This window comes from Pseudomonas capsici (genome assembly GCF_017165765.1).
In the GTDB taxonomy this organism is placed as follows: Bacteria; Pseudomonadota; Gammaproteobacteria; order Pseudomonadales; family Pseudomonadaceae; genus Aquipseudomonas; species Aquipseudomonas capsici.
The window spans coordinates 102288-118471 of sequence record NZ_JAFGZD010000017.1 but is presented as its reverse complement, the minus strand read 5'-3'; the positions used below and the strand labels follow the sequence as shown (position 1 = coordinate 118471).

Below are 16184 nucleotides of genomic sequence, written 5' to 3'. Positions count from 1 at the left end.
ACGACCAGATCATCCATCATCGGTCTATCGCTGTGTGAGTCAGACCATATGGGAACACTGGCCAGTACATTCTTACTGTCTGAGTGCAGCAAGGGCTTTGCCGCTTCAGGCAGACGCTCCAGTAACTGCTCTACCATGGTGCTCACAAGGGTGTAACGCGGACGAGTGTCTGTTTGGTAAGCCACGATCTCAGCGTTGTACAGGTCCATCACCGGTGAGAGGTACAGCTTCTCACCAGCCACTTTGAACTCGGTAATATCCGTCACCAGTTTCTGGTTCGGCTGATCCGCCTCAAACTGGCGCTTCAGGATATTCGGGGCAGCTTCGCCCATCAGCCCTTTGTACGACTTGTATTTCTTGGCGCGCACAGTGCATTGGAGACTCAAGTCCTCCATCAGGCGCCGCAGAGGCTTGCTGTTCACCTCAAATCCTTCACGACGCAGGGCGATGCCCATCCGGCGATAGCCGAGACGGCCTCGGTGCTTATCCTGGATTCTTTGGATCGCAGCTTTTACAGAGGCATATTTATCCGGCGTGCCCATCACCTTTATCTGGTAGTAGAAGGTGCTACGCGCCATGTCGGCGGTCTTAAGCAATTCGTCGAGAGGGTAATGGCTGCGCATTTGCACAATCAGCCGGGCTTTTTCTTCCGAGGTTTCTGCAGCCTCATTTTCTCCTCGTCTAGCGCTTCGAGCTTTTTTAGCCAGGCGTTCTCCAGCTCAAGCTTGCGTACTTTGACGAGTAGCTCGGCGAGCGAGAGCTCCTCATTGGCACGGGATGAGGGTTCATCTGGCGTAGGCGACTTCGACATGGATGAGGGGCTTCTCTTTGTTGAGGATAAGGCTTCGACGCCTCCACTGTAATACTGTTGCTGCCACCGCCGCACCTTGCTTGAGTCGCTCAGGTTGAACAGTGCAGCAGTGGCACGTAAGGACAACTGCTCACGCCACATGCGATGAAGCACAGCGAGCTTGAACTCAGGACTGGGTTCTACACCCGTCCTCTCGAAGCTGGCCTCACCATGAATCTGATAGGCCTTTACCCAACGACGCAACAGGGTCGGGTCCATCTGAAATTGAGCAGCAATGTGACGAAAGCCTCGGCCTCGCTCAAGAAAGGCAGTGATGGCGGATAGCTTGAACTGCGTTGTGTACTTGCTCATGAAAACACCCCAAAGGTTGGATGGGTGTCCAACTTTTGGGGCGCACTTCAACACCACAACACCAATGAATTCGCGCACCATCACGCCGCCGCTTGCTCCTGCTTCAACGACCTTGCCACCAGACCACCGAACGACTCCACCGGCCCTTGCAGGTTGCCGAGGAAGCGCGGGTAGACCAGCCACAGGTCCATTACCGGTTTGAAGTCCTTGAGCGGCAGGACCACCAGTTGTTCGCGATGCGCGCTGCGCTCCAGCAACGGACGCGGTACCAGCCCCAGGCCCATGCCATCGGCGACCAGCCCCAATTGCAGTTCGGTGCCAAAGGTTTCCAGGTTGACCTTCAGGTTCAGCCCCTGATCGGACAAGGTACGCTGCAGCCCTGCACGAAAACCGCAGCCGTCCGGGTTGAGTACCCATCCCTGTTCATAGCAGTCAGCCAGCTTGCCCGGCTTTTTCGCCAGAGTGCTCTTGGCGCATACCACCACCAGTTCCACTTTGCCGATGGACTGGCCGATGATGTTGTCCGGGAAGATCTTGCCGGCCGGAAACAAGGCTGCCGCAGCATCCAGCTCACCGTTCTCGATCTTGCCGATCAGGTTGCTGCCCCAGCCGGTCACTACCTGGGCACGCAACTCAGGGAATTCGCCGCGCAATTGCTTGAGAGCATCGAGCAGCACCACATCGCCAATGGTCTGAGGCACGCCCAGGCGCAACAGACCGCTGGGCGGCGAATCACTGGCGACCAGCTCACGTAGCGAATCCATTTCCCGCAGTATCGCCAGACACTTCTGATAAACCTGCATACCTATGGGCGTGGGTTTGAGCGGCTTGGTATTGCGGTCGAACAACTCGACCCCCAGCGCCTGCTCGAAATTCTGCACCCGCCGGGTAATGGCCGGCTGAGTCAGATCCAGCGAATCCGCCGCATGGCTGATCGACTGACAACGGATCACTGCAACGAAAGCATCGATATCATCAATTTTCATTCGGACCGCACATAAAAATATAAAAAGAACATAGGCAAAAAGCATAGTGGGATTTCAAGGTCCTGAATAGCTGCCATTAGGCAGCCGGGCGGATTCATTCATGGACCGCTTCATTCCCGAAAAAGCATTAAAGAGCTTTTCGTTATAACCTAATCATAAAAAAATAGCATATTAACATCTCACATTATGTTTACATCCAGTCAGGCATCAACTCGCCCTGGAATGGATATGACACAGACTCGACACCCGGAACGACTCAGGGCCTTTATCGGAGCACTGGCCGAGCTCATCGACGGCAACCCCCGCGAAGGCGACCTCCTGCATCGTGGCGGCAAGCTGCTTTCACAACTGGTCAGCCACGACGACTGGCTGCCTGACGAATTCGCGATTCCCGATCCGACCCGCTATCAGCAATTCCTGCTGCATGCCGACTCCCGTCAGCGCTTCTCGATTGTCAGTTTCGTCTGGGGCCCCGGTCAGAGCACGCCCATTCATGACCACCGGGTCTGGGGCCTGATCGGCATGTTGCGCGGCGCCGAGTACTCGCAGGGTTTTGCCCGCAGCCCCGACGGTCGTCTGGAGCGCGAAGGTCCGGCGATTCGTCTGGAACCCGGCCATGTGGAAGCCCTGTCGCCACGCAGTAACGATGTCCATCAGGTCAGCAATGCCTTCAGCGATCAGGTGTCGATCAGCATTCATGTCTACGGCGCCAATATCGGCGCGGTAAAGCGTGCCGTCTATGAGCCGGACGGCAGCGAAAAACTGTTCATCTCCGGTTATTCCAACGCCTTCTCCCGAATATCTGGGACCTGTCAAAAGAGAGCAAAGCCCAATGACCACACAATCGACCCGAACCTTTGCCGACATTCGCCAGGCACTGCTGGAGCGCCGGGAAACCGCGTTGGTGGATGTGCGCGAAGAAGCCCCTTTCGCTGAAGCGCATCCGCTGTTTGCAGCCAATATCCCGCTGTCGAAGCTTGAGCTGGAAGTGTTCTCGCGCATTCCACGCCGCGACACTGCCATTACTCTTTATGACAATGGCGAAGGCCTGGCCCCGATTGCCCTGCAACGCTTGCAAAACCTTGGCTACAGCGATGTGAAGCTGCTTGAAGGCGGCCTGCAGGGCTGGCGCGAGGCGGGCGGCGAACTGTTTATCGACGTCAACGTGCCCAGCAAGGCCTTTGGCGAACTGGTGGAGCATCATCGCAACACACCATCCCTGTCGGCCGAAGAGGTCAAGGCGCTGCTCGATGCCAAGGCCGATGTGGTGGTGCTGGACGCCCGCCGCTATGACGAATACCAGACCATGAGCATCCCCAGCGGAATCAGCGTACCGGGTGCCGAACTGGTACTGCGCGCACGGGAACTGGCACCTGATCCCGACACCCGGATCATCGTCAATTGCGCCGGACGCACCCGCAGCATCATCGGGACTCAGTCGCTGGTCAACGCGGGTCTTCCCAATAAGATCCATGCATTGCGCAACGGCACCATCGGCTGGCTACTGGCCGGTCAGACACTGGATCACGGTCAGGCACGTCGCTTCGCGGCGGTCAGCGAAGAAACCCGTGAAGTGGCCAGTGCCGATGCGCGAAAGGTCGCCGACAAGGCTGGCGTAAAGCGCGCCAGCCGCGACGACCTGCAACGCTGGCAGGCCGATGCTTCTCGCACGACGTATCTGTTCGATGTACGCACCCCGGAAGAATTCGCCAAGGGCCATCTGCCTTCGGCTCGCTCGACACCGGGCGGACAACTGGTACAGGAAACCGATCATTTCGCCAGTGTACGAGGGGCGCGGCTGGTTCTGGTGGACGATGACGGCGTGCGCGCCAACATGTCGGCCTCCTGGCTGGCTCAACTCGGTTGGGAAGTGTTCGTGATCGATGACCTGCAAGCCTCGGACTTCAGCGAAACGGGTGACTGGGATGCCCCCTTCCCTGCGCCCCCTCAGGTCGAGGAAATCAGCCCTGAAACCCTGGTTCAATGGCAGGCCGATGGCAACGTCGCGGTACTCGATTTCACTGCCAGCGCCAACTACGTCAAGCAGCATATCCCCGGCGCGTGGTGGACATTGCGAGCGGATCTGGCCCGGGCACTGGCAAAAATCCCCGACGCCGAACGTTATGTACTGACCTGCGGCAGCAGCCGTCTGGCCCGTCTGGCGGTGCCCGAAGTAGAAGCCTTGACCGGCAGGCAGGTGTTCCTGCTCAACGGCGGTACTGCCAGCTGGATCAAGGCCGGGCTGCCGCTGGAGCACGGCGAAACTCGTCTGGCCTCGCCACGCATCGATCGTTATCGCCGCCCCTATGAAGGCACCGACGCGCCACGTGAAGCGATGCAGGCCTATCTGGACTGGGAGTTTGGTCTGGTCGAGCAACTGGGGCGTGACGGGACCCATGGTTTCAAGGTGATCTGACTGTAGGAGCGGATTTATCCGCGAAGGCCATTCGCGAATGAATCCGCGCCTACGACTTATCAAGAGATATCAGTTAATGACACAGTCAAGGAGCACGACATGAGCAAACCACGACATTTGAAACTCGGGGCCATGGTGCACGGCGTCGGTCACGGCTGGGGCGAGTGGCGCCACCCGGACGCACTGGCCGATGCCAGCGTCAACTTCGGCTTCTACAAACAGCAGGCAGCACTGGCTGAAGCCGCAAAATTCGATTTCGTCTTCATTGCCGACAGCCTGCATATCCACGAAAAATCCAGCCCGCATTACCTGAACCGCTTCGAGCCGCTGACCATCCTCTCTGCGCTGGCTGCAACCACGCAGAACATCGGACTGGTGGCGACTGTCACGGTCAGCTACACAGAACCCTTCCAGGTCGCCCGGCAGTTCGCGTCGCTGGACCATATCAGCGGAGGGCGCGCCGGCTGGAACGTGGTCACTTCATGGCTCAGCGGCACTGCCGAGAATTTCAGCAAGGGCGAGCACCCGCCCCATGCAGTTCGCTATCGCATCGCCAAAGAACATGTCTCGGTGGTCAAGGGCCTGTGGGACTCCTGGGAAGACGACGCCTTTGCCCGCAACAAGCAGACCGGTGAATTTTTCACCCCCGACAAGCTGCATGCGCTCAATCACCAGGGCGAGTTTTTCCAGGTCAAAGGCCCGCTGAATATTTCCCGCTCCCGCCAGGGTCATCCAGTGCTGTTCCAGGCCGGAACATCTGAAGACGGGCGCAATTTCGCCGCGGAATACTCCGATGCCATTTTTGTACATGCCGAAACCCTGGAAGATGCCAAGGCCTATTCCCGGGATCTGAAAAAACGCGCCGCCGGATTCGGCCGCAACCCCGACGACCTGTCGATCCTGCCGGGTATCCGCCCGATCATCGGTCGCGATGAAGCGGAGGTAGAAAGTCGCTACCAGCAGGCCGTGGAACTGGTGTCCATCGAGGATGCCATCGTGGCGCTGGGCCGTCCTTTCAACGATCACGATTTCAGCCAGTACCCGCTGGATGAACCCTTCCCCGAACTGGGCGACCTGGGCTCCAACAGCCAGAAAGGCGGCTCGGACCGGATCAAGCAACTGGCCCGGGACGAAGGCCTGACCCTGCGTGAAGTCGCCCTGTATTTCTCGCGTCCGCGCCGCGATTTCGTCGGTACGCCCGAGCAGGTCGCCGACACTGTGCAGACCTGGTTCGAACAAGGCGCGGCCGATGGTTTCATCATCAACTCATTATTGCCGGACGGCCTGCAGTACTTCACCGAGCTGGTCGTACCGCTGTTGCAGCAGCGCGGTCTGTTCCGCAGCGAATACACCGGTTCAACCCTGCGTGAGCACTTTGGCCTGCCGGTGCCGGTCAATCGCCATGCGCCGGACGCCCAGACCGTCAGCGCCAGAGAGGAAGCCGTGGCATGAGCCTTTCCCAGCTTCGCCCGCAGAACGCTACCGAGTCAGCCGAGGCCTTTACCGCCCGGCTCGCACAGATCACCACCCAACTGGCCGAAACCGCAGAGCACTTCGATGTCAGTGGCGAATTCCCCCACGCCAATTTCCGTCTGCTGCATGAACATGGCCTGCTGGGCCTGACAGTTCCCGCCGATCTGGGCGGCGGCGGTGCCGACCTGGTCAAGGCGCTGCAAGTCGTCAGCGCCGTTGCCAGGGGCGAACCTTCCACAGCGCTGATTCTGGTCATGCAGTACATCCAGCATTCCCGCTTACAGGAAAGCCAGAGCTGGCCAAAGGACTTGCGTGTGCTGGTCGCAAGACAGGCCGTGCAGGATGGCGCGTTGATCAATGCCCTGCGGGTGGAGCCGGATCTCGGCACCCCCGCTCGCGGCGGTCTGCCAGCCACCACCGCCCGCCGCACTGCACAAGGCTGGCGGATCAGCGGCAGCAAGATCTACTCCACCGGCAGCCATGGCCTGACCTGGTTCAGCGTCTGGGCTCGCAGCGACGATGAGGATCCGCTGGTCGGTGCCTGGCTGGTGCACAAGGACACGCCCGGCATCAGGATCGTCGAAGACTGGGATCATCTGGGAATGCGTGCCACCAGCAGCCATGAAGTGATCTTCGAGGATGTGCTGGTGCCGCTGGAGCATGCCGTCAGTGTCAGCCGCTGGAGTGCCCCCAAGCCAGAACTCGACGCCTCGGACCTGCTCTGGATGTCGGTACTGCTGTCATCGGTGTATGACGGTATCGCCCACTCGGCAAGGGATTGGCTGGTGCAATGGCTGGAGCAGCGCAAGCCCTCCAATCTGGGAGCTGCGCTGTCGACCCTGCCACGCTTTCAGGAAGCCGTCGGGCATATCGACACCTTGCTGTTCGCCAATCAGAACCTGCTGCAGTCTGCCGCTCAGGGCCTGGTCCCGACAAAAAATGCTGCGCAGATCAAGTACCTGGTGACCGGCAATGCTCTTCGCGCTGTGGAGCTGGCGATTGAAGCGACCGGCAATCCCGGTCTGTCGCGCAGCAATCCGCTGCAACGGCATTACCGCAACGTGCTGTGTGGCAGGGTTCATACACCGCAAAACGATGCGGTCCTCCAGGGGGTCGGCAAGGCCGTTTTCGCGGCTCGCGCCACCCCTGTGTAACTGCATCATCAGATCGTCTTTTCCGATGATGATCACTCTAATCGAGAGGCGTTTTCATGAACAACTTCATGAGGACGCCAACAAAAATAAAAAAAGCAACATTCAATATTAAAAACCCCTCCGATCAATCCTTTAGCAACTAATACTTTACTTCGACCTGCTTTTGCATCCTCTTTGAGATTCGCCCTCCACTAGTTGCCGCATCGTCATAGTACATCTATCTAAAACTCATATTAGTTCGTCCCGAAAAAGCACTACAACAGCCAGTCCCTTAAGCCATTCACCTAGAAAACACAGCACTCACGCCTATCCGAGACAGCGCAACCCCGATCAAAAAACGTTGAAAAAAAGGCCTTTTATCTGACGACTTGGTCAGCTAAAAGCCCATAAACTCTCATCGTAGAGCCTGCCGATCATGGAGCAAGGATTAGGGGTTATCCCGATATTGACGTCAATTTACCATCGCTATTATCCGATTACCTTTAAGACAATCGAATGGATGCGAGGATGGCTATTTACGTTGGTTTTTGGCTTGGACTCGTACTCGGTGCAACTGGGATAATACTAGGGCAAAACATAGTTTCGGCCATTGGCCTGGCCATTATTGGGGCCACTACCATCGCGCTGCACTTGCGTGCCAAATCGCCAAGTACACCGATTTCGTCTGAAAACTCCCGTTCCGATTCGAACCCGCCTCAGGGCAAACCCGACGTACCGGCGCTGTTGCACACCATCGTTCCCAGCTGGAGCGAAAGCATCAATCAGAGCCGTGACCTGCTGCAAACCAATATCAGCGAACTGTTCAACAGCTTCAGCAATATTGCGGCCCGCCTGGAAGGCAGCCTCAACAACTCGGAAAACATTCTTGGCAATGGCGGCGTCGGTGCAAGCCTGATGGAAGCCAACCAGCGACTCGAGGAAGTGACCCGCTCCTTCAACGCCAGCAGTCAGCGCCAGCAAGAGTTGACAACGACGATCAGCAAGCTCGACAGCTATGCCAGCCAGTTGCAGTTCATGGCCAAGCGCGTGCAGGAAATCGCCAGCCAGACCAATCTTCTGGCCCTCAATGCCGCCATCGAAGCCGCTCGTGCCGGAGAGCATGGTCGCGGTTTTTCGGTCGTCGCCGATGAGGTGCGCAAGCTCTCCTCTCTTTCCGCCGAAACGGGCCAGGGCATGGACAGCAAGGTCGAAGAGATCAACAAGGCTATCCAGTCGACCATCACTGCTGCCGCCGAACTGGGCGAAAGCGAGCGTAGCAACCTGGACTTCCTCAATGACTCGGTCACCCAGGTCATGGCGCGCCTGGGCGAGAACCTGAACGAGCTTTCGGACACCTCTCATGCATTGCAACGCGATGCCCGGGATACCCAGAACGATATTCACGCGATCATGGTCAACCTGCAGTTTCAGGACCGGGCCGACCAGATGCTCGATCATGTCCAGGCCGACCAGCAACAACTGCTCAGTGCCCTGCACAGTCAGGACGAGAGTCTCGATGATCCGCACGCATGGCTGGATCGCCTGCGTCAGCGCTTCACCACGGAAGAAGAGCGCCACGGGCGACCACAGGCCGCCGCCAGCGAAATCACTTTTTTCTGATTCCTGCTTTTTCCCTATACGAGAGTTCCGAACATGGCCAAGACCGTACTGATCGTCGATGACTCTGCATCGATGCGCCAACTGGTGAGAATGAGCCTGAGCAGCGCAGGGCATCAAGTGATCGAGGCTGTAGACGGGCGCGACGCCCTCAGCAAGCTCACCGGGCAGAAGGTCAACCTGATCATCAGTGACGTGAACATGCCCAATCTCGACGGCATCGGACTGGTCAAGGAAGTCAAGGCACGGCCCGAGTACCGCTTCACTCCCATCATCATGCTCACCACCGAAAGCGAGCAGTCCAAGAAAGCCGAAGGTCAGGCAGCGGGTGCCAAAGCCTGGATCGTCAAACCTTTTCAGCCTCAGCAGTTGCTCGCTGCGGTCGAGAAACTGCTGGGGTAAGCCCATGTTCTCGATCACCGAAGGAACGCAGGACACACCCACGCAGATGCATGTGAAGGGTGACCTGACCATTTACGAAGTCAGGCAGGCACGCGAGTTACTCATCCCCTTGATTTCCACCCAGGCCCAGTCCTGGCAACTGGACCTCAGCGGCGTCGATGAGCTCGACAGTGCCGGTGTTCAACTGTTGCTGGCGCTGCAGCGCGAACTGTCATTGAACGGTGCATCAGCCACTGTCAGTGCGGCCTCGCCCAGCGTGATGGAAATAACCGGGCTACTGGCTCTGGATGTGCTCCAACCTGTGGCTCAGGCCGAGGATTGACCGATGCTCAGTGGCGAACAGTGGAATCAGTTACTGCAGGGCTTTCTGGATGAAGGCCGGGACCTGCTCAAGGATGCCGAAGACAGTCTGCTGCGTCTTGAAACCACCCCGGACGATCACGATGCGGTCAATGGCCTTTTTCGTGCCGTTCACACCCTCAAGGGCTCGGCCGGGATCTTCTCGCTGACGCCACTGGTCACCCTCACCCATCATCTGGAAAGCCTGTTGATGTCGGTGCGCGACGGGCAGCGGGAGCTGACCTCGGACCTCACCTCACTCATGCTCAAGTGCATGGATGAGTTGAACACGATGCTTGAAAGCGTAGACCCCGACAACGGCGTACTGGAAGCCAACGAAAGCCGTCAGGCACCTCTGCTCGCAGCCTTGGCCAAGGCTCAGGGACATGAGGCCGTCGAAACCGAAGAAGCCGTGTCGGGCAGCCATGAAGCAGTGCTCGGCAATGACGAACATGACTGGCTGATTTCAATCGCATTTGCCAGAGAACTGTTCCAGAACGGCTTCGACCCGGCCGCCTTCGTGCGCTATCTCAAGAAGCTCGGTACCGTCACGCACATGCAGACGCTGACACCGTCCTTGCCGGAGCTGGAAAACCTCGATCCCGAAGACTGTTATCTGGAACTGAATCTGACTCTGCGCAGCAGTGCCCAGGCCAGCGAGATCGAAGACGTTTTCGAGTTCATTCAGGACTTCTGCACCCTGCAGATCGAGCGACTGGCTCCGGAGCCCGATGCCGACACAGCACTCGTCGAGCAGTACCCGGTCGTCGAACAGGCTCCCGTCCTGCAAGTACAGGCCCTGGCCCCGCTGGCCGTGGCTGCGCCTGAAAGACCTTCGGCAGCCCCCAATCCCAACCGTGACCGGCGTCCCGTGGAAACTACCATGGTCAAGGTTGCGGCGAACAAACTCGATGAACTGATCAACCTGGTGGGCGAACTGGTGATCAGCACTGCCGGAGCACAGATGCAGGCCCGGGTCAGCGGCCATAATGCCTGCATCGAAAGCACCCAGGCAGTGCTTCAGCATGTGGAGCAGATTCGCGAAATCGCCCTGAAACTGCGCATGGTCGAAGTGGGCGAAACCTTCAACCGCTTCCACCGCGTAGTGCGCGATGTCAGCCAGGAACTGGACAAGAAAATCCAGTTGACCATTCGCGGCGGCGAAACCGAGCTGGACAAGTCGGTCATCGACAAGGTGGCCGACCCACTGACCCACCTGGTGCGCAATGCCATCGACCACGGTATCGAATCCGCTGCCGAGCGTCTGGCGGTCGGCAAGCCGGCCGAGGGCAATCTGAGCCTCAATGCCTATCACGACTCCGGCATGATCGTGCTGGAAATCAGCGATGACGGGCGCGGCCTGAATACCGCTCGCATTCTGGAAAAAGCCATCGCCAAAGGCATGGTCGAACCCGACGCACAATTGAGTGACAGCGATATCCATCTGCTGATATTCGAGGCTGGCTTCTCCACTGCCGAGCAGGTTTCCAACCTGTCGGGACGCGGTGTCGGGATGGATGTCGTGCGCAGTGCCATCGATCAACTGCGCGGCCTGATCGAAATCGATTCGGTTGCCGGTGAAGGCTGCACCTTCCGCATTCGCTTGCCACTGACCCTGGCGATCATCGACGGCTTTCTGGTCAGCGTGGGCCAGGACAGCTTTGTCATTCCGCTGGATGTGGTCACCGAGTGCATGGAAGCCACCGCCCCTCCTCTGGAAAACGGCTATGGCTATCTCAACCTGCGCGGCAGACCTCTGCCCTGCATCGCACTGGACAGTCATTTCGGCCTCAAGGCCGAACCATCCCGGCGTCGCAACATTGTCGTGGTCAGTCAGGGACGCCAGCAGGCCGGGCTGATCGTCGATCAGTTACACGGAGAACTGCAAACCGTCATCAAGCCTCTGGGCAAGATGTTCCAGCACCTTCGCGGTATCAGCGGCTCAACCATTCTGGGCTCCGGTCAGGTAGCACTGATTCTGGATATCCCCAGCCTGTTTCGCCATTTGCAAGCCCAGGTCGAAAGCGCCAATCAAACCAGTGTCGCCAGCGCCAACTAACTGTTTCAGCCTTCAGGAGATGTAAACATGCAGTTCATCCGAAATATGAAGATAGGGGTCCGGCTGACATTCGGTTTTCTTATAGTCGTCGCCTTTACCGCAGCCATCGGCACGCTGGGCATTCGTAACCTGGATGAGGTCAACAGGCTCTCCGACCGCATGTACGATATCGATGTAGAGGGCATGAGTCAGTTGCAGGAAGCGAATATCCAGCTGATTGCAGCAGGACGTTCCCTGCGCCAGAGCCTGCTCTCCACGACAACGGAAAGTCGGGACAAAGCGGCCGAACTCACCCGTAGCACACTGGAAACGACCCGTGCCCTGATCGTCAAGTCACGCGAGAGCTTCGTGACCAAAGAAGGTCAGGCCAGAGTCGACGCCCTGATTGCACCGTTGACCGAGTACGAAAACGTTTCCAAGCTGCTCTTGCAACTGAATCAGCAAAGCGGTCAGCTTCAGGAGGCCAGTGCGGTCACCGACCTGATGCCAAAAGCCATATCGGCCGGTGATATCGTCGATAGCATGCTGGGGGAGGTAGTCGATTACAAGAAAACCCGGGCCGGACAGTCCAATCAGGAAATCACCAATATCTCCGAAAGCTCCCGCGTGCAGATGATTGTGCTGGTGGCCGCCGCGACCCTGCTGGGCATGCTGATCGGCGTACTGGTCACCCGCAGCATCACCAAGCCGCTCAATGGCGCAGTGGAAGCCGCCAACCGCATGGCCGCCGGCGACCTGAGCAAGGATCTTGAAGTCAACAGCAAGGACGAAACCGGCCAACTGCTGGCTTCCATGCAGAACATGGCCCTGCGTCTGCGCAGCATCCTGGGTGATGTGCGCAGCGCCGCCGACTCGCTGTCCTCGGCTTCGGAGCAGGTCAGCTCGACCTCGCAATCCCTGAGCCAGGCTGCCAACGAACAGGCCGCCAGCGTCGAACAGACCAGCGCCTCGGTAGAACAGATGTCCGCCTCGATTGCCCAGAACACCGAAAGCGCCAAGATCACCGACGGCATCGCCGGCAAGGCTGCCAATGACGCTGTTCAAGGCGGCGGCGCGGTCGGCGACACGGTTCTGGCCATGAAGCAGATTGCCGACAAGATCAGCATCATCGACGACATCGCCTATCAGACCAACCTGCTGGCCCTGAACGCCGCCATCGAAGCCGCCCGCGCAGGCGATCACGGCAAAGGTTTCGCAGTGGTCGCTGCCGAAGTGCGCAAGCTGGCCGAACGCAGCCAGGTGGCCGCTCAGGAAATCGGTCAGGTCGCCTCCAGCAGCGTACAACTGGCCGAACAGGCCGGACGTTTGCTCAACGAGATCGTGCCCAATATCCAGAAGACCTCCGACCTGGTGCAGGAAATCACCGCCGCATCCCAGGAACAGAGCGGCGCAGCCGGGCAGATCAATATCGCCATGGGCCAGATGAACCAGATCACCCAGCAGAATGCTTCGGCCTCCGAAGAACTGGCGGCCACCGCCGAAGAAATGAACGCACAGGCCGGGCAGTTGCAGGAACTGATCGGCTTCTTCCGCTTTGAAGCCCAGTCGCCATCACGTCCTCAGCCACGCGCCAACGACCACTACAGCGGCGGTACACCACCGCCATGGTCGCGAGGCAAATCGCAGGTCGATGAAGGCCAGTTCGTCAGCTTCAACTAAGGGAAGGTACGATCATGAGTCTTCCGCAAACTGTCGAACTGTTGTCCGATGCCGACACGATGAGCATCCAGCACCTGTCGTTTCGGGTGCGGGACGCCGCCTATGCACTGCCCATCGATCTGGTGCGCGAGATCATCGAGTACGACGAAGTCACGTCGGTGCCGATGATGCCGGCCTTTATCCATGGCGTGATCAACCTGCGCGGCAATGTGGTGCCGGTGCTCGACCTGGCGGCGCGCTTCGGCTTCGAGCTGACCACGCCCGGCAAGCGCACCTGCATCGTGATCATCGAGCTGACGCTGGAAGACCTCTACCAGCGCATCGGTCTGGTGGTGGATGCCGTGGACGCCGTGCTGGATATCGACCCGCAGCAAGTGGTGCCTGCACCACCGTTCGGGGCCGGTATCCGTACGGATTTCATCGCGGGCATGGCACGTCGCGAGCAGACCTTCACCATTATTCTGAACATTGCACAAGTGTTGTCCCTGGACGACATCCGCCAGCTCAGTCTTGCTGTGCTCAAGGGAAGTTGAAATGTCAGAAGTTTTGAAGATGCCGACACTCGGCGACGCCGAGTTTCTCCATCTGCAAAAGCTCATGGCTGATGCTTCAGGCATCCAGCTGGCGCAGAACAAGCGCCCGCTGGTTGCAGGACGCCTGATGAAGCGTCTTCGCTATTACCAGTTGGACAGCTATACCGCATACCTGCAGATGCTTGAACAGCCCATCTACAGGCAGGAACGCCGTCTGGTGGTCGACCTTCTGACCACAAACGAAACCTATTTTTTCCGCGAAAACCCGCATTTCGAGTTTCTGGGCCAGTGGCTGGCAAATCGGCGGGGCCCGATACGGCTGTGGAGTGCAGCCTGCTCATCGGGCGAGGAGCCTTACACTTTGGCCATGGTTCTGAGTGAAAGCGCCACGACTCAGGACTGGTCCATCATGGCGAGTGATCTCAGCCTGAGCATGCTGCAAAAGGCCCACGAGGGTATCTATGACCTTAATCAGGCCAAGTACTTTCCAGAGGGCTGGATGCAGCGTTATTGCCTCAAGGGGATTGAAGACATGAGCGGACGCTTCAGGGTCAAGGCAGCCCTGCGCGACCGTATCACGCTACAGGAAATCAACATCGTTCAACCCCTGGCAGAGGATGTGGGCATGTTTGATGTAATCTTCCTGCGCAACGTGTTGATTTACTTCGACAATGAAGAAAAAAAACGTATCGTGCAGCGCCTTGTCTGTCAGTTGCGACCCGGCGGCCTGTTATTCATAGGTCACGCCGAAAGCATCCACGGTTTTGATCTGCCTGTACGGCTGGTAAGGCCTTCGGTGTACGAATGTCTATGAACCATCCCCTTTTCCTGCGACCCGGCGATTACTTCTTCGGTCGCCACGACGGACCGGTCACGACCCTGCTGGGCAGTTGCGTGTCTGTCATTCTCTGGCATCCACGCTGGCGGTTACTGGGAGTGTCGCACTACCTGTTGCCCCGTGACCCGAGCGCAAGCTGCAACGATCACGACACTCGCTACGGCGAAGCCGTGTTCCAGCGCATGCATGCCGATATGGTGCGTCACGGCACCGACCCGAGCGAGTACCGCAAAGGCATTTTCGGCGGAGGCTGCATGACGCGCTTCGAGGGCAACGGCCTGCGCAAGATAGGCCACACCAACAGCGACTTCGCGCGCAAGCAATTCAACCTGCGCAAATGGTCGGTGGACTTGCACGATCTCAATGGCGACCATTACCGCCGCCTGCAGATCGATGGACTGAGCGGCAGGATCGAATGCCAGCGCAATGAGGTCACGCTGCCCCTCATCACACAGAACTCAAGGACAGGTGGACATATTCTGTGATCCGCGTATTCATCGTTGACGACTCGGCTCTGGTTCGCCAGGTCCTGACCAATTGCCTGGCAAGCCACCCCGGTATCGAGGTGGTCGGTCAGGCCAGCGACCCGATCTACGCCATCGACAAGATGCGGCGCGACTGGCCGGATGTGATCATTCTGGATGTGGAAATGCCGCGCATGGACGGCCTGACCTTTCTGCGCCAGATCATGAGCGAGCGCCCTACCCCGACCCTGATCTGCTCGACCCTGACCGAAGCCGGTGCCAGTGTTTCCGTCGAAGCCCTGGCGGCCGGTGCCGTGGGGGTTTTCACCAAGGCCCGGCTGGGCCTGAAACAGAGCCTCGAGCAGATCTCGGGAGATCTGATCCGCAAGATCGAAGAGGCCGCCCGTACCCGCCCAGGCGCTTTCCGGCCACCTGTCCGTACTCAGGCTCCGGAAACCCCGCCACCACCGGCAACCCCGATGTTCAGGACCACCGACCGGGTGGTCGCACTGGGCTGTTCGACTGGCGGTACCCAGGCCCTGGAATTCATTCTTCGCCAACTGCCACGTGACTGCCCGGGCATTGTGATCGTTCAACACATGCCGGAAAAATTCACTGCCGATTTTGCCAGACGCCTCGACAGCCTCTGTCAGATCGAAGTCCGTGAAGCCAGGCATCTGGACCGCGTTCACAGCGGTCTGGCATTGATAGCGCCCGGCGGTCTGCACATGCAGCTCAAACGAAACGGAGCCCATTATCAGGTCGAGGTTCTCGACGGCCCACCGGTCAATCGGCACAAGCCATCGGTAGATGTGCTTTTTCGCTCGGTGGCCAGGCATGCAGGTGCCAATACATTGGGCGTGATCATGACGGGCATGGGTGACGATGGCGCACGCGGCCTGCTGGCCATGCGTGAAAGCGGAGCCCATACCGTCGCTCAGGATGAGGCCAGTTGCATTGTGTTCGGCATGCCCAAGGAAGCCATTCGCATGGGCGCTGCACAAGCGATAGAACCGCTGTCGAGAGTGCCGATACTGATCCAACAGTTTGGTGACAGTGCACGGCATGGCTAATGGAATGCCAGCGCCGGAATCCGGGATAGG

At 58.6% G+C, this 16184-nt stretch carries 15 protein-coding genes and 1 pseudogene; 13 read left to right on the top strand and 3 right to left on the bottom strand.

Annotation, left to right across the window (positions count from 1 at the left end; all coding sequences use genetic code 11):
- The 3 genes from JSY17_RS19950 to JSY17_RS19940 all read right to left on the bottom strand — a co-directional run.
- Window positions 1–707: IS3 family transposase (locus JSY17_RS19950; RefSeq protein ID WP_206404922.1), on the bottom strand; the 707-nt coding region annotated here is incomplete at its 3' end.
- Window positions 632–1243 carry a helix-turn-helix domain-containing protein gene (locus JSY17_RS19945; protein WP_232849563.1) on the bottom strand — a complete coding sequence of 204 codons (612 nt, stop codon included), beginning with the start codon at window positions 1241–1243 and terminating at the stop codon, window positions 632–634. The genes JSY17_RS19945 and JSY17_RS19950, both read right to left, overlap by 76 nt.
- On the bottom strand, window positions 1243–2148 hold the full coding sequence (locus JSY17_RS19940; protein WP_117182981.1) for a LysR family transcriptional regulator: 906 nt from the start codon (window positions 2146–2148) through the stop codon (window positions 1243–1245). The genes JSY17_RS19945 and JSY17_RS19940 overlap by 1 nt, the downstream gene beginning before the upstream one ends.
- 228 nt (window positions 2149–2376) lie before the next feature.
- Here JSY17_RS19940 and JSY17_RS19935 point away from each other — a divergent pair.
- The 13 genes and pseudogenes from JSY17_RS19935 to JSY17_RS19875 all read left to right on the top strand — a co-directional run bounded on the left by JSY17_RS19935 (window position 2377) and on the right by JSY17_RS19875 (window position 16154).
- Window positions 2377–2984: pseudogene (locus tag JSY17_RS19935) on the top strand (cysteine dioxygenase).
- Complete coding sequence (locus JSY17_RS19930) at window positions 2981–4564, top strand: rhodanese-related sulfurtransferase (protein WP_206403320.1); 1584 nt, start codon at window positions 2981–2983, stop codon at window positions 4562–4564. Before JSY17_RS19935 ends, JSY17_RS19930 begins: the two are co-directional and overlap by 4 nt.
- A 99-nt stretch (window positions 4565–4663) precedes the next feature.
- Window positions 4664–6016 carry an LLM class flavin-dependent oxidoreductase gene (locus JSY17_RS19925; protein ID WP_206403321.1) on the top strand — a complete coding sequence of 451 codons (1353 nt, stop codon included), beginning with the start codon at window positions 4664–4666 and terminating at the stop codon, window positions 6014–6016.
- Complete coding sequence (locus tag JSY17_RS19920) at window positions 6013–7191, top strand: acyl-CoA dehydrogenase family protein (protein WP_206403322.1); 1179 nt, start codon at window positions 6013–6015, stop codon at window positions 7189–7191. The genes JSY17_RS19925 and JSY17_RS19920 overlap by 4 nt, the downstream gene beginning before the upstream one ends.
- Before the next feature lie 495 nt (window positions 7192–7686).
- Window positions 7687–8790 carry a methyl-accepting chemotaxis protein gene (locus tag JSY17_RS19915; protein ID WP_404823413.1) on the top strand — a complete coding sequence of 368 codons (1104 nt, stop codon included), beginning with the start codon at window positions 7687–7689 and terminating at the stop codon, window positions 8788–8790.
- A 33-nt stretch (window positions 8791–8823) separates the two neighbouring features.
- Window positions 8824–9189, top strand: a complete 366-nt coding sequence (locus tag JSY17_RS19910; RefSeq protein WP_095067474.1) for a response regulator — start codon at window positions 8824–8826, stop codon at window positions 9187–9189.
- A 4-nt stretch (window positions 9190–9193) separates the two neighbouring features.
- Window positions 9194–9511: an STAS domain-containing protein gene (locus JSY17_RS19905; RefSeq protein WP_117182986.1), complete on the top strand. Its 318-nt coding sequence runs from the start codon at window positions 9194–9196 to the stop codon at window positions 9509–9511.
- Between the two features lie 3 nt (window positions 9512–9514).
- Window positions 9515–11587, top strand: a complete 2073-nt coding sequence (locus tag JSY17_RS19900; protein ID WP_206403323.1) for a chemotaxis protein CheA — start codon at window positions 9515–9517, stop codon at window positions 11585–11587.
- A 27-nt stretch (window positions 11588–11614) separates the two neighbouring features.
- The gene (locus JSY17_RS19895) at window positions 11615–13246 is read left to right on the top strand and encodes a methyl-accepting chemotaxis protein (protein WP_200998437.1); all 1632 of its coding nucleotides are present in this window, start codon (window positions 11615–11617) and stop codon (window positions 13244–13246) included.
- Window positions 13247–13260: 14 nt separating this feature from the next.
- Window positions 13261–13779, top strand: coding sequence for a chemotaxis protein CheW (locus tag JSY17_RS19890; RefSeq protein WP_117164069.1), 519 nt, complete (start codon window positions 13261–13263; stop codon window positions 13777–13779).
- Window position 13780: 1 nt separating this feature from the next.
- Complete coding sequence (locus JSY17_RS19885; RefSeq protein ID WP_206403324.1) at window positions 13781–14593, top strand: CheR family methyltransferase; 813 nt, start codon at window positions 13781–13783, stop codon at window positions 14591–14593.
- Window positions 14590–15102, top strand: coding sequence for a chemotaxis protein CheD (locus tag JSY17_RS19880; protein WP_122372774.1), 513 nt, complete (start codon window positions 14590–14592; stop codon window positions 15100–15102). Before JSY17_RS19885 ends, JSY17_RS19880 begins: the two co-directional genes overlap by 4 nt.
- The gene (locus JSY17_RS19875) at window positions 15099–16154 is read left to right on the top strand and encodes a protein-glutamate methylesterase/protein-glutamine glutaminase (RefSeq protein ID WP_206403326.1); all 1056 of its coding nucleotides are present in this window, start codon (window positions 15099–15101) and stop codon (window positions 16152–16154) included. Before JSY17_RS19880 ends, JSY17_RS19875 begins: the two co-directional genes overlap by 4 nt.
- The last annotated feature ends 30 nt before the right edge of the window (window positions 16155–16184 follow it).

Excerpts from the sequence above, each read along its gene's own strand:
- JSY17_RS19945 (WP_232849563.1), bottom strand. The coding sequence starts at position 1,243 with ATGGTGCGCGAATTCATTGGTGTTGTGGTGTTGAAGTGCGCCCCAAAA.
- JSY17_RS19940 (WP_117182981.1), bottom strand. The coding sequence starts at position 2,148 with ATGAAAATTGATGATATCGATGCTTTCGTTGCAGTGATCCGTTGTCAG.
- JSY17_RS19930 (WP_206403320.1), top strand. The coding sequence starts at position 2,981 with ATGACCACACAATCGACCCGAACCTTTGCCGACATTCGCCAGGCACTG.
- JSY17_RS19925 (WP_206403321.1), top strand. The coding sequence starts at position 4,664 with ATGAGCAAACCACGACATTTGAAACTCGGGGCCATGGTGCACGGCGTC.
- JSY17_RS19920 (WP_206403322.1), top strand. The coding sequence starts at position 6,013 with ATGAGCCTTTCCCAGCTTCGCCCGCAGAACGCTACCGAGTCAGCCGAG.
- JSY17_RS19915 (WP_404823413.1), top strand. The coding sequence starts at position 7,687 with ATGGATGCGAGGATGGCTATTTACGTTGGTTTTTGGCTTGGACTCGTA.
- JSY17_RS19910 (WP_095067474.1), top strand. The coding sequence starts at position 8,824 with ATGGCCAAGACCGTACTGATCGTCGATGACTCTGCATCGATGCGCCAA.
- JSY17_RS19905 (WP_117182986.1), top strand. The coding sequence starts at position 9,194 with ATGTTCTCGATCACCGAAGGAACGCAGGACACACCCACGCAGATGCAT.
- JSY17_RS19900 (WP_206403323.1), top strand. The coding sequence starts at position 9,515 with ATGCTCAGTGGCGAACAGTGGAATCAGTTACTGCAGGGCTTTCTGGAT.
- JSY17_RS19895 (WP_200998437.1), top strand. The coding sequence starts at position 11,615 with ATGCAGTTCATCCGAAATATGAAGATAGGGGTCCGGCTGACATTCGGT.
- JSY17_RS19890 (WP_117164069.1), top strand. The coding sequence starts at position 13,261 with ATGAGTCTTCCGCAAACTGTCGAACTGTTGTCCGATGCCGACACGATG.
- JSY17_RS19885 (WP_206403324.1), top strand. The coding sequence starts at position 13,781 with ATGTCAGAAGTTTTGAAGATGCCGACACTCGGCGACGCCGAGTTTCTC.
- JSY17_RS19880 (WP_122372774.1), top strand. The coding sequence starts at position 14,590 with ATGAACCATCCCCTTTTCCTGCGACCCGGCGATTACTTCTTCGGTCGC.